This window comes from Flagellimonas ochracea (assembly GCF_009903685.1).
GTDB lineage: Bacteria > Bacteroidota > Bacteroidia > Flavobacteriales > Flavobacteriaceae > Flagellimonas > Flagellimonas ochracea.
Genome location: NZ_JAAABI010000001.1, coordinates 253,731 through 267,043 on the forward strand (window position 1 = coordinate 253,731; position 13,313 = coordinate 267,043).

General features: G+C 40.3%; 14 protein-coding genes. 5 read left to right on the plus strand and 9 right to left on the minus strand.

The window, feature by feature from the left end:
* Positions 1-102 precede the first annotated feature (102 nt).
* Positions 103-729 carry a TetR/AcrR family transcriptional regulator gene (locus tag GTQ34_RS01220; protein WP_166521937.1) on the minus strand — a complete coding sequence of 209 codons (627 nt, stop codon included), beginning with the start codon at positions 727-729 and terminating at the stop codon, positions 103-105.
* Positions 730-850: 121 nt separating this feature from the next.
* On the opposite strand from GTQ34_RS01220, the gene GTQ34_RS01225 reads away from it, so the two are divergent.
* Positions 851-1,633, plus strand: a complete 783-nt coding sequence (locus GTQ34_RS01225) for a sterol desaturase family protein (RefSeq protein ID WP_235914940.1) — start codon at positions 851-853, stop codon at positions 1,631-1,633.
* 391 nt (positions 1,634-2,024) lie between these two features.
* Here GTQ34_RS01225 and GTQ34_RS01230 read toward each other — a convergent pair whose 3' ends face one another.
* The gene (locus GTQ34_RS01230; protein WP_166521938.1) at positions 2,025-3,308 is read right to left on the minus strand and encodes an amidohydrolase family protein; all 1,284 of its coding nucleotides are present in this window, start codon (positions 3,306-3,308) and stop codon (positions 2,025-2,027) included.
* 76 nt (positions 3,309-3,384) lie between these two features.
* Complete coding sequence (locus tag GTQ34_RS01235; RefSeq protein WP_166521939.1) at positions 3,385-4,521, minus strand: PQQ-dependent sugar dehydrogenase; 1,137 nt, start codon at positions 4,519-4,521, stop codon at positions 3,385-3,387.
* A gap of 306 nt (positions 4,522-4,827) precedes the next feature.
* On the opposite strand from GTQ34_RS01235, the gene GTQ34_RS01240 reads away from it, so the two are divergent.
* Positions 4,828-5,118 (plus strand): hypothetical protein, encoded by a 291-nt coding sequence (locus GTQ34_RS01240; protein WP_166521940.1) that lies wholly within the window; start codon positions 4,828-4,830, stop codon positions 5,116-5,118.
* A gap of 735 nt (positions 5,119-5,853) precedes the next feature.
* Positions 5,854-6,825 carry a thioredoxin-disulfide reductase gene (trxB, locus tag GTQ34_RS01245; RefSeq protein WP_166521941.1) on the plus strand — a complete coding sequence of 324 codons (972 nt, stop codon included), beginning with the start codon at positions 5,854-5,856 and terminating at the stop codon, positions 6,823-6,825.
* Positions 6,826-6,895: 70 nt separating this feature from the next.
* On the opposite strand, the gene GTQ34_RS01250 is transcribed toward trxB, so the two are convergent.
* From GTQ34_RS01250 to GTQ34_RS01270, 5 genes are all read right to left on the minus strand, one after another.
* Positions 6,896-7,345 carry a hypothetical protein gene (locus GTQ34_RS01250; protein ID WP_166521942.1) on the minus strand — a complete coding sequence of 150 codons (450 nt, stop codon included), beginning with the start codon at positions 7,343-7,345 and terminating at the stop codon, positions 6,896-6,898.
* A gap of 186 nt (positions 7,346-7,531) precedes the next feature.
* On the minus strand, positions 7,532-8,254 hold the full coding sequence (locus tag GTQ34_RS01255; RefSeq protein ID WP_166521943.1) for a head GIN domain-containing protein: 723 nt from the start codon (positions 8,252-8,254) through the stop codon (positions 7,532-7,534).
* A gap of 86 nt (positions 8,255-8,340) precedes the next feature.
* Positions 8,341-10,080: a PspC domain-containing protein gene (locus GTQ34_RS01260; protein WP_166521944.1), complete on the minus strand. Its 1,740-nt coding sequence runs from the start codon at positions 10,078-10,080 to the stop codon at positions 8,341-8,343.
* A gap of 12 nt (positions 10,081-10,092) precedes the next feature.
* Positions 10,093-10,422, minus strand: coding sequence for a PadR family transcriptional regulator (locus GTQ34_RS01265; protein WP_166521945.1), 330 nt, complete (start codon positions 10,420-10,422; stop codon positions 10,093-10,095).
* A gap of 150 nt (positions 10,423-10,572) precedes the next feature.
* The gene (locus GTQ34_RS01270; protein ID WP_166521946.1) at positions 10,573-11,055 is read right to left on the minus strand and encodes a DUF4870 domain-containing protein; all 483 of its coding nucleotides are present in this window, start codon (positions 11,053-11,055) and stop codon (positions 10,573-10,575) included.
* A 167-nt stretch (positions 11,056-11,222) separates the two neighbouring features.
* Between GTQ34_RS01270 and GTQ34_RS01275 the strand changes: the two genes are divergently transcribed.
* A complete protein-coding gene (locus GTQ34_RS01275) occupies positions 11,223-11,678 on the plus strand; it encodes a DUF4442 domain-containing protein (protein ID WP_166521947.1) in 456 nt (151 codons plus the stop codon).
* Between the two features lie 73 nt (positions 11,679-11,751).
* Complete coding sequence (locus GTQ34_RS01280) at positions 11,752-12,081, plus strand: YegP family protein (protein ID WP_166521948.1); 330 nt, start codon at positions 11,752-11,754, stop codon at positions 12,079-12,081.
* Positions 12,082-12,747: 666 nt separating this feature from the next.
* On the opposite strand, the gene GTQ34_RS01285 is transcribed toward GTQ34_RS01280, so the two are convergent.
* Positions 12,748-13,140, minus strand: a complete 393-nt coding sequence (locus GTQ34_RS01285) for a response regulator (protein WP_166521949.1) — start codon at positions 13,138-13,140, stop codon at positions 12,748-12,750.
* Positions 13,141-13,313 lie beyond the last annotated feature (173 nt).

The following is a 13,313-nucleotide window of genomic DNA, read 5'->3' on the forward strand; positions in this document are numbered from 1 at the left end:
AAAGCATTGCTTTGTTTCACCTTGACCTAACTGTTTTTCCAGGTTTCAATTATCCGTAACGAATATTAATTCTTTCCTATAGCTTTTGCTAAATATAAATCATTATAATTGGCTTGGGCTTTTTGGCTGAAAAAGCAGTTCAAAATAGGTCTTAAGGTGTTTCAAATGGTCGGCCGTGAGATCCCCTCCTTGTAATGCTTTTGATACCATAAAGGCGCCTTCAAAAATCACAAGGGTATGGTCGGCCAAAGACTGTAAATCAATTTTGACCTTTGGATCATATTCCCTTAGAACTGCTTTGATCAATTGTGTCATGGTAGCTCTCCAAGTTAGCAGAGTTTCTGCGATATGATTCAAAGTTTGCTCATCGAATTGATTTTGCTCATAAGTATAAGAGGCATAGAGACAAGTATGGGGCTCTGTTAAACCCGACATTGTGTCAATGAATTCTTGTATAAATTGTAAAAGACGAGCCAAAGGGTCTTCTTTCAAGTGTTCGGTAGCTTTCAAAACTTCATTCATATGATGAATGTCCTCCCGTGCAAATTCTTCAATCAAAGCTTTAGCCAGTAGGTTCTTTGTTTTAAAATGATAAAAAAAAGCTCCTTTGGTGATACCTGTTCGTTCTAAGATCTGATCAATACTGGTACCTGAAAATCCGTTCTCGAATATCAATTCCTTGGATTCGGCCAATATTTTATTCCTTGTAGGTTTTCCATCTCTTCCCATACTGTAAATATAAAACTTTTAAACAAACTAGTTGGTATAGTTAAAATTAATTTTATATTTACACCATCTAGTCTGTATAAATAAACAGATGTTAATGTTTAATCCATTAAAATTATCAGTTATGGAACAATTTATTTCTCAGTTGCCAACACCATTGGAATTGATCAATGATCCCATCTCTTACATAGTCTTTGCTATTTATGGAGGCCTAATGTTATGGGAAGGTCTATTACCTGCAAGAAGACTTCCCACGGTTAAGTTTTGGAAATTAAGGGGCATGCTTGCTTTTGTACTCTTCTTTCTCCTTTCTTCTTACCTGCCCATCATTTGGGATGAAACCTTGTCTAATTATCAAATTTTTGACCTAACCGGTCTTGGAACATATTGGGGAGCCTTCGTAGGGGTAATGGTGTACGAACTTGGCGAGTATATGTGGCACCGAACCATGCACAACAGCGATCTATTGTGGAAAGGAATGCATCAAATGCACCATAGTGCTGAACGTCTAGACAGTTATGGAGCATTTTATTTTAGCCCTTTGGACATGATTGGTTGGGTTGCAGTAAGTAGCATTTGTCTGGTACTTGTAACTGGATTTACCGCTGAAGCATCGACCTTGATCATACTGGCGACCACATTCTTAACCATTTTTCAACACAGTAACATAAAAACACCAACATGGATCGGTTATTTAATTCAAAGGCCAGAGGCGCATACAGTGCACCATGCAAAGGGTATACATGCCTATAACTATGCCGGTATTACCATTTATGATATCATTTTTGGAACTTTCAAAAATCCGAAGGACTATGAACATGAAACGGGTTTTTACCACGGTGCATCGGGTAAAATAAAAGATATGCTATTGTTCAAGGACATTACCAAAAAAGATAATGACAAATAATTTTAGGATTAGGATCCGAATCTGGCTAGGTTGGTACAGTTGTTCCATAGCTTACCCAGTCCTAAACAGAGAATTATACGGGAAAAGTATGACGAAATTGAAATTAAAATAAGTTCATCATCATCATGAAAAAGTTAACGAACAGTTCAGTATTATTTGACATACCTCATTTGGGTTTGTCCAAATATCATGTCCCGAACCTAAAATGGTCCTCTTTGACCTCATAGAAGTTAATATATTGATTAGTTTGAATCAAGTAAAGGCTAGTGTTTAATTTGTTGTCGATGCCCATTAATCATTCCTTTTTGATTGTGGGCATTTTTTTCACACCCCTTGGTATATGGGAGATAGACGCCGAGAAACGGTTATCACATTAGGCAAGCCCAAAGCCCTAATTAGGCAATACAATACCCTGCTTTGCGGCAAATACAATATCCTTTATGGCACTGAAATCCCTCAGGGGATTATTTTCCAATACTAAAAAACTAGCTTCATACCCAGCTTCCAGCTTTCCGATTTTACGTTCTGGAAAAACATATTGCGGTGTGTCCATGGTAAGAATCTTCAATAATTCTTCATTACTAAAAATGTCCAGCGCATGGAGTGCATCAATTTCGGGTGTCAAGGTCATATTGAACATGTCCGAACCTACAATAATGTTTCCGCCTGCATTTTTAAAGCGGGTAAGAAAACTTTTGGTAAATGCTGTTTTGGCCAAGCTATCTTTTATAGTTCTTCTGGATATACTGATTGCGGTGGTAGGTATTACCCGCATTCCTTTGGAAGCCGCCTTTTGCATGGATTGGTCATCCACATAATATTTCAATTCATTTTCCGGCAGGCCTTCAAAACCGTAGCCGGGCATGTGCGCTACACAATCCACACCTATTTCAGCGGCAAATTCAAAATCCGAAGCCGTTTCGATATGGGCGTACACAGTGAACCCTTTTTTCTTTAGTTTTTCAGCCACTAGCCGGGCCACTGGTTTGGAAAGGCCATGCAAACCTGCAGTTCCTGTATTGCTGTTGACCTTATAGTTTTCCACATCAAGTAGATAAATTTTGGCCACATCTGGGTTTGAATTATAAAATATATTCAGTTTTTCATCTATTTGAGAAATGCTATCAATAAAAATGTAAGAGTTGTTCTCTTCTATGCGGCTTTGCAAGATTTTATCCATATTGCTTTCCCAATTGTCAAATGTAAGTCCCATGGAAAATGGTTCGTAGGCCATAAATGGATGTCCCAGTGTGGATGTAAGTCCTTGCTGGGCAAATTTGACATCGATGGTGGAATCGTTTTCAAAAAAGCTTCGCAATGCGTTGGCCTGTTTTTGCATGGAGGTCAAAGCTTGATAGTAGAAAGTACCCTCATCTAAATAGGCTTTGGGAAGAAAACCCAACTGCCATTCTCTATCAAGATTGTGATTATGGGCCGAGGCAAAGGGTGGAATAACATAACCGCCTTTCAAATCTGTAGTTTTCACTATGGAATCGGGAGATTCATCCGAAAAAATACCGTCAACCTCATAAAATACTTTGGAAATAAAGTCCTTTCCATTATACCATTGGCCATTGGTGTATGCTGTTCCCCATGTTTGTATTTCTTTCTTTTGCTTACAGGATGGATGAATGCTGATTAGAAGCAACGCAAAAAAACAGTACAGGTATCTCATGGTCGATTGTCGTTTAAAAAAGATTCTCAAAGTAAGAAATTTATAAAAATCTTTTTAGGGACACTCTCGATTTCTATCAGATTGGCTTTAAACGATAGATCGCTCCGCCATCAACACCAATATAAAGATAACCGTCAGGTCCTTGCCTTACCACTCTAACTCTTCTGCCAAAATCTTTCAAAATCCGTTCTTCATGAACCACCTTGTCCTCTTTTAGTACCAATCTGTTTAAATGGGTCAATGCCATGGCACCAACAAATAAGTTACCCTTCCATTGTTCAAGTTTATCCCCTGTATAGAAAACCATACTGCTGGGCGCGATGGAGGGAGTGTAGTAATGTACAGGTTGTTCCATACCCTCTTTATGGGTAATTCCATCACCGATGGGAGTATCGTCATAATCTATGCCGTGGCAAATTATGGGCCATCCATAGTTGAGTGCGGGTTTGATCAGGTTGAGTTCATCGCCACCTTTCGGTCCATGTTCGTGCAGCCAAAGTTCTTGGGTTTTGGGATGTAGCGTCAGCCCTTGTGGATTTCGATGCCCTAAACTCCAAATTTCAGGTTTGGCATTATCGGTATTTACAAACGGATTGTCCTTGGGAATACGGCCATCATCAAAAATGCGCATAACCTTGCCCAGATGATTATTTAAGGTTTGGGCTGAATCCATTAGGTCATAACGGTCGCCCATGGTAAAGAATAGGTAATCGTTTTTGATGACCATTCGGGTTCCGTAATGGCTTGGAGAAGGGTAATAGGGAAACGCTGTAAAAATTCGTTCGGTTTGGGTCAACGAATCCCCATTAAGTTTTCCGCGGTCAATGGCCATGGTACTTGCTGTGGAATCTCCCACGGAATGTGCAAAATAGAGCCAATCATTTTCTTGGTATTTGGGATGCGGCAAAATGTCCAAAGCGCCCCCATCCAAGCGGCAATACGATTTAGGAACGCCTTTTATCACAGTTTTTCTCCCTGATTTCAAATCCACCTGAATTAGTTCCCCGGAAAATCGATTGGTGACCATCATCTTGTTGTTGGGTAAAAAACACATGCCAAAAGGAACACGAATACTATCTGTTATCATCTCCAGTTGAATTTTTCCTTGCTCACTTTCAAATATCAAATCTGATTTTTGGTTAGTACAGGCAGCAAAAAGGAATACCATCCCAAAAAAGAGTAAAGAGAACGGTCGAAAATTGTTATTTTTCATAGGCCTTGCGATTATGATGAAACAAAAGGATTTTGGCAAATGTGGCCCCTGGGTCTTTAGCCTACCTTTGGATTTGCCTAAAACTCATACGGATTTATAAATCCGTTAGTCAAATGAGGGTTTTTGCACCAGAACAGTTGTAAGAGCGTATTGCCACAAATGCTTCTGTAATTCCATTAGCTAAAGCCCTGAATATAAAATATTCGGAAGGTTATCTCGTTTATACTATGTTGAACCAAACAATGTATTCCACAAAATGGACAGACCAAAGTTCTTGGGCGACATTTGAAACTCTAATAGTGCATTATGAAAACATTCTTTATTCTAATACTTTCTTTAATGGCGATTCCTCATGGGGAAGTGGAGCAAGACTCAATACTTTATGCTACGTACCAAGGTCATGATTCCCAGATGTATCTTTTTGAGGATGATGAGGGTGAGACCCATGAGTTTGCAACCATTAGGGGTTCTGCATCCAAGAAGTACAACATGGACTCCGATGACCATGTAGGAAAGATGTTCAAGGTTGTCTACACCATCGAATCCGAAGAAGAGGGTGACACCTATATTATTTTGGACTTGGAGTTGCCCATGTAAGAATCTCCTTTGAACAAGCTCATTTATGGGATTTCTGTCAATGAATCCTTTTCTAGAACTACAAATTTACTAAAGAAGATATCTGTGGTTGAACGCTGGATGTGCGACACTAATATCAGACGTAGAAGTATTCTCAGTTTAAGCGCTCTTCCTTATACCTTTTTCTAGATTGCCATACCAATGATTGGATTTCTGTCTTTTCGATGCATCGGTTCTTTGGTCCACTTTTCACTTTTTTTCATCAAAAAATCAAAGCCTTTAAAAAAGTATAAACTCAAAAGGCCCATTCGTTAATGGATATGCCCCATTGATTAATTCTGACATCAATATAGTGCGGTTACACAGTATGTTTGTTTCAGTAAGCAAAAGTTCTTAGTTATTAAACTGAATAACCTCCAAATAGGATGGGGTAATTTGTAGGGTACTTTTAGTGTTCTTTACCTATAAAACATCTTGTTTAAATGAGGTTCCCGTTGCGCCAGGGGGTTTTTGAGGTTGAGCCCCTTGGTTGTAACGGTTTTCTAAGATAAACACCCGAACATTTAACCTGCTTTGCAGAAAGGAGCCTTTTACGGCTCCTTCCTGTTTTTGGTTTTCCCATCGGAGAGAAACGGGTCCAACTTGAATTGTTCACATCTTTTGGTAAAATTGATCTTAAACCAGACGGGGGATCTGTAAGTTTTTCCGCAAAAAAACTACTTTTGTAATCTAACCTAATTTAGGAAGTTATTTGTTATGTCAGAACCAGTTGAAAGAATAAAAACATTGATTATAGGTTCCGGCCCTGCTGGATATACCGCTGCTATATATGCTGCTAGAGCGGATTTGAAACCTGTTGTATACACAGGCATGGAGCCTGGTGGGCAACTTACCACTACTACCGAAGTGGATAATTTTCCGGGATATCCCGAAGGTGTGGACGGTCCGACCATGATGGTGCAATTGCAACAACAAGCCGAACGTTTTGGAACTGATGTTCGGGTAGGTATGATCACTGCAGTGGAATTAAGTGATGAAGTAGGAGGAATTCACAAAGCGACTGTGGACGATTCCAAACAGATTGAAGCAGAGACCATTATCATTTCGACCGGGGCCTCCGCAAAGTATTTAAATATACCAAGTGAGCAACGTTTACGTGGTGGTGGAGTCTCTGCCTGCGCTGTTTGCGATGGCTTTTTCTATAAGGGTCAAGAAGTTGCCATTGTAGGTGGTGGTGATACGGCGGCCGAGGAAGCCTCCTATTTGGCCAATATTTGTAAAAAAGTGACCATGTTGATCAGGAAAGACCACATGCGTGCTTCCAAGGCCATGCAGCATCGAGTAAATAGTTTGGATAACATTGTGATACGTTACAATAGCGAGGTCGATGAAGTTTTGGGTGATCAAGTTGTTGAAGGCCTTAGGATAGTGAACAATCAGACTGGGGAGAAAGAAGAGATTGCCATAACCGGACTGTTTATTGCTATTGGTCACAAGCCCAATACCGATATCTTTAAAGGGCAGCTGGAAATGGATGAAACAGGATATATCATCACTAAGGGTAAGTCTACCAAGACCAACAAGCCCGGAGTCTTTGCAAGCGGTGATGTACAAGATAAAGAGTACAGACAAGCGGTAACTGCAGCAGGAACCGGCTGTATGGCAGCCTTGGACGCAGAACGCTATTTGGCCCTTGTTGATAACAAAGAAACCGTTGGAGCGGAGTAGGAAAGCACGTTATAAAAGTAAAAAAGGCACCCTTGGGTGCCTTTTTTGATGGAGTGCTAACTCATTCATTTTAATCGATTCGTTTATAATTTTCAGAGAAGGTTCGATTTCCATCCTCATCTAAGGTTATTTGACTGTAGGCGTCATCCTTGAGATCAAGCTCAAATACGAACTCCGTTAAAGTATCCAAAGCTTTCATCATCTCCGCGTCCCCATATATAATTGTTTCATGCAGTTCATCATCGGTGATGTAATAAGATCCATAGCCAAACCTGCCATTGTTGTCATTGGGAACATACCGGGACCACATTACTTTTCCATTATAGTACATTTTGACTTGTCGATAACCATCTGACTTTGGCACCGTATCCGAAACATTCACACCATCATCATAACTATAAAAGCTTTGTAACTCCCATGTACCTTCAATGGAGTGCATGCTCACCGGTTTTGGTGAAGTGAGTGTCGTGGCCGATATGAAAAGCAACATCAATATGGCCAAACCTATTATTTTTTTCATGGTTGTGTGTTTGTTGAGATTGCTCTAAAAAGATACGATATTTTTTAATAAATAGTCAAATGTTATATTAAAAAAATAAGAATATATCAAGAGAAAGACCTGGTTTTCACCAGGTCTTCAATTTGGTCAGGTCGATTTAGCAGTTTAAGTTGTTCTAGAGGGCTAGTTTGACTTTTTGCTATAATGCTAGTATTTCCGAACACTTCCAGAAACGGACTTTTTCGTTTCCACGTTTGCCTCTCCAGTATATGATATATCCGCTCCGCTACTGGCATCGGCAACCAATGATTCTGAAACGTTCACGGAGATATCAGCTCCGCTGCTAGCATCCGCATTACAATTTTTGGTCATTAGGCTTCGGGCTCTTATGTCCGCTCCGCTACTGGCATCGGCATACAGATAATCTGTTTGTCCACTAACCTTTATTTCTGCCCCGCTGCTAGCTTCAGCAGAAACCTCTTGGGCGGTTAACTCCACTTGTAGGTCAGCACCACTGCTGGCTTCCAATTCCACTCTTTTAGAGGTTACGACGTTTTGTACAATAAGGTCTGCACCGCTGGAGCTTTTTAGTGCCTCAACCTTGGGAAGTGTTACATAAATCTTTTTGGTGGCCCTGCCAATATTTTCAATAGCATGTATTTTAAGTCTTCCATCCCTGATGTCAGTCCCAATCAGATCAATGATGTTTTCGTCGGCTTCTACCAAAATTTTAAACTCGCTGTCCTGTGTTACAAATACATCCAGTCCCTCCGAAGCAGAGACCACACTAAAGTCTTCTTTTACGTTTCTGGTTTCTTCCACCACATTTCCGTTCCCTCGTTTCCCGTTTCCAAAGTTGACATCCAACATGCAGGAGGAGGCAAAGATGGAAAAGAAAATGGCGATTGCAATTTTAGCTAGTGTTGTCATGATTGTTGTTTTAATGATTGATTCAAAATTCGTATTATCTATATATTTATTTAAGAAAAGGTTACCCAACTGTCAAAATTGACGGTTCAGTTGTCTTTCTTTTCTCCGGTCTTAATTTCAACGCCTTCTTCATCGATTTTCATTTTAAAGGAATCATCACGATTTTTTAAATCGATATTTACACCATCTTCATTAATGATGATTTGCCCTCCTTCTTCCTGTTCATCAATCTTTTCGGCCTCCTCTTCAGGGCAGTCCAGGCATTTTAACTCTCCATCTTCTCCCATGGCCCAGGTATATCCAACAATTCCGCTTCTGTAATAATCCCGGTCATTGGAAATTCCTCTTCCCACATGTCCTCGGGTCGATTCGTCAAAACGAACAATCCTGCCCTCGGGAACATATATGGTAGAGGTCACCTCTTGGTTTCGGGCTTTGTTCGATGGATCTGTGGTTAGATACTCATCCAAGATGATTTGGTTGTCACGTAGCTCATACCTGTAGTTGATTTCCTTGGCTCTTTCCCTGGCGGCCAAGGTGGTGTTTCCATGGGCATCTTTTCGTATATTAATCTTTACAATGGAATCCTCGGACTTTCTCATTTTGATGTCCACCTCATCTGAAATCAAAATTTTCTTGTCGTTTTCATCATAGGTGAAGGCCATTCTTCCAAAATGCAGATTGTCCATCCCATAATCCAACTCGGAGTCTCTCATCTTAATAAATAAGGTGTCGGTTGCATTCTCCATAGTGATTTGCTCTTTGATGTTGGTACTGCCAACATTGGCAAACTCCGCTGTTTGGCGTATGGCCAGTGCAAAAAGTACCCCCATGGAGATCAACCATAGTCCCAAGAGCGAAAACTTTGCAATGTTGCCAATGGATTTAAGGTTGTTGACCAAGATTTTCAGTCCGAGATAGAGTAAAAAGAAAAACGGTATGCCCAGTGCAAAGAACAACAATAGGGACACAACCCAAACTGGTGCACCTGTGGTGAGCACGATTTCATAAAAATCCACACCTGGTAAATGCACAGCATTGACCATGCCCACGGTGAACAAAGCGATAAACAAGCCAATTAGGGTTGCTGCACCAATAATGATCAATAAGATGCCAATGAACTTGCCAAATACTTTGAAGAGGAACATAATAATGTCCCCTAGGGTATCAAAAAAGGTCTTGGAGCCGCTCTTGACCTTGTTGCCCACTTTTTCGTAGTCAACATTTTTTACTTTATCTGCAACATCATCAAACCCCTCTTTAACTTTGCGTTCTATATTGCTGATGTTGATAGGCTCTCCCCGCATGTCCAATTTTTGCGAGGTGGTTGCGGCTTCGGGCACCAATATCCACAACAATAGATAGGCAATCAGTCCAAATCCGGTGAATACGGCCAACAAAATAAAAATCAGTCTGATCCAAAGTGCATCAAAACCGAGGTAGTGCTCCAGACCAGCGCAGACACCACCAATGTATTTTTGGTCCACATCACGGTACAGTTTTTTGGCCCTGCTTCTAGGTTGCTCGAAACTCCTTTTGGGTTCATCCTCAAAAATGTCCTCATCGACCATATAGTCCTCAGGTTGCCCCATAATGTTGATGACGGCATCCACTTCTTTTTGAGTGATGACCTGACGTTCGTTTTCCATTTTTTCCAAGAAAAGCTCGGCAATCCGGGCCTCAATATCGGAGATGATTTCATCACTTCCGGTTGTGCCGGCAAAGGAGCGTTTTATCGATTCCAAGTATCGCCTTAATTTGTCGTACGCACTGTCGTCTATGTGAAAGAGCGTATTGGCGAGATTTATATTTACTGTCTTGTTCATTGCTTTAGATTCTTATTTAGTGTTGGTTACCAGATTAACTGCATTTCTAAGTTCGTCCCAGGTGCCATTGAGTTCTTTTAGGAACAATTGGCCTGTTTCCGTAAGTGCGTAATATTTGCGGGGCGGTCCGGAGGTGGATTCTTCCCAACGATAATTGAGCAGTCCAGCATTTTTTAGCCTTGTCAACAAGGGATAAATGGTTCCTTCCACCACCAGCATCTTAGCGTCTTTTAGGGCTTCTAGAATTTCGGAGGCATACTTGTCCTCATCTTTGATGATGGAGAGTATGCAATACTCCAGAACCCCTTTGCGCATTTGTGCTTTTGTGTTTTCTATGTTCATAACTTCATGGTTCTAATTTTACCGAACTGGGTCCGGGATTTGATTAACTGTTCGTTTTTTTGTTTCCACTTCCAGTCCCCTGTGATGAGCAGGGGAGTGGAAACGTTTTTTGATTGATTGATTTTTTGATTGATGATTAAACTCCTGTTTTTATTTGATGAATTTTATGGTAAACGGATATTTAAAGGTTTCTCCTTCGTTGGTCCTTATGGTCGCCAATATGGTATATACTATATTGATAATGGCCAAAGCTAGCTGAAAGATTCCTGTGATGCCTGCAGGCCAGAACAACCGACCAAACCGAAAGTCGTCACTGCTTATGTGGATGTTCAAGTTGTTCAAGTCGCTCAATCGATGAAATCCAAAATGGTCCCAATCGAACAAGTCGGGCAGAAAACCGATAAAAAATGGAATGGTAATCAGTCCAGCAACAATTGAATAGAGCAACATACTCATTTGAAAATTGAGGGCCTGTTTTCCATTATAGTCCACAAACTTGTGCTCTTTTTTGTTCGCTGTCCACAGAATCAAAGGAAAAATAAAGTTCCCGAAGGGAATAAAATATTTTGAGAAGGTGGACGCATGTATTATTGCGGACAAATTTCTTTCGTGTTTGGTTATTGTGGCAGCCATTTTTGATTGATTATTTTATATAACAATTTTGTTTACCTATTAGCTTACAATGCAAATATATATCCAAAAGATGGTACTATGCAAAACAAAGTACTATAATTTAACATAAAATTAACAAATGTTGTTAATGATATTTTCAATACATTTACGACGCTAAAGTTTTAATTATGGCCATTAAACCCAGTAAATTCAACACATTTACATTTTTTAAACTCCCTGCTGCATGGTGGTGCGGTGTTCGGTTAAAATACATCGACGAGAAAAAGGCAGTAACGACCGTGAGGCATAAATGGGTGAATCAGAACCCTTTTAAATCGATGTTTTGGGCCGTGCAGGGTATGGCAGCGGAGCTAAGCACCGGGGCCATGGTGATGAACGAAATCCAGAAAAGTGGTAAACGAATATCGATGCTGGTGGCCAACAACAAAGCTACCTTTACCAAAAAGGCTACGGGAAGGATCACCTTTACTTGTAAGGATGGTCATTTAATTGCAGACGCTATTCAAAACACACTCAGAACAGGGGAGGGGCAGACCCTTTGGATGGAGTCTGTCGGCGTGAATTCTGATGGTGTGGAAGTCTCCACTTTTCATTTTGAATGGACCATTAAACTGAAAAGCTGAGCTTCTTCTTTCTATATATGTTAATTTTTAGTAATTTCATTTTTCATCACTAATAAATTGAAATTTAGTACACATGGGAAAATTTGAAATTAAGACCACAGAATCAGGAAAGACCATGTTCAACCTTAAAGCAGGTAATGGACAGGTAATCCTAACCAGTCAATCCTACGCCAGTATGGATGGTTGTAAAAACGGTATCGAGTCCGTAAAGAAAAACGCACAGGACGATGCACGTTTTGAGCGCAAAACAGCCAAGGATGGAAGTCCATTCTTTACTTTGAATGCCACCAATGGACAAGTAATAGGTAAAAGTGAGATGTATTCTTCCACTGATGCCATGGAAAATGGGATTGCTTCGGTAAAGAAAAATGCACCTGATGCCGATGTGGAAGACAACTCCTAGCCGAGTCATCTAATTTTCTTAAATAAACATAAAGAAGGCAGCTTTAGGGCTGCTTTTTTATTCACTAATCGTAACAAACGGAAAAATGAAACTACCAATAGTCATGTTAAAATCAAAAACTTAGAACTTCCAAAATAATAAAGAATAGAATTATCTATTAATTTGGACACTTCTCATTAATAGAAAAACGAATATGGAACTTCCTCCATCTCCCATTTCTGCAATTAACATTGAACTTTTTATTAAAAAATGCAACTATTTATATACTCTATTAAAAACCAAATTTTTAGAAAGAATTGAGCCGAAATGTTTTCATAAAAAGGTTCTATGGTTCCGTAAAAAGTTGGTCTTATGTAACCGCATCATTACCTAGTAGAGAATAAGATGGCCTATGCAGGGAAACGTCAAAGCTTGGTGTGCGTCATTCCCAAGTCCACCCTGTTAGAGAAACCGAAAAGTTTTTGGTTGAGCTGCACAAAAAAAGGGAACAGTATGTTACAGCTCCTAAGACATCAAGGTTGGATGAGGTCAGGACCGTCCTGTCACATAACTATCACCTGTCTGGATGCCCATAAAAAAACAGGGGAATCCCCTGTTCTTTACACTTATTGGTATGATGTCCGTATCCCATTGTCCTTCCCATCGGAAGAATATGGGCGATCAAGGTTAGGCCACCAACGTTCTTTCAAGAATCTGGGTCACCTGCTCCAATTGTAGGGGCTTTGTTATAAAACCCTTTACGTAAGGTCCATATTGCCGGGCCATCTCGCGGTCCTTTTCGGATACCGAGGAGGTCACAACGACCACGTCGATATGGGTCGGGAAATCCTCGAGTACCATGAACTCAAGAAATTCGAAGCCGGTCATTTCGGGCATGCTGATGTCCAACAGCACCAATATGGGCTCAATCCTTCCCAGTTTGAACCGCAGATTGTCCAAGGCCTCTTCGGGGTTGGTAAAACTCTTCACCCTGTCTTCAACGCCCAATTTTCTAAGAAGGACCTGGTGCAGGGTATTGACCATCTCCATATCGTCCACCAAATAAATTTCTGAATACATTTTTTAGGGGTTTAAAAGTTTGTCCCCCTCAAGTTATTGTAGGCGGGGCATCTTTAAAACAAATTGTTGCAAAGTATTCATTTACAGATGTAAAAGCGCCAAATACTGAGGCATGACCCTTGTTTTTATGTGAATTTTTCCTACTATACTTTCTTATAAGGACCCCAATGCGG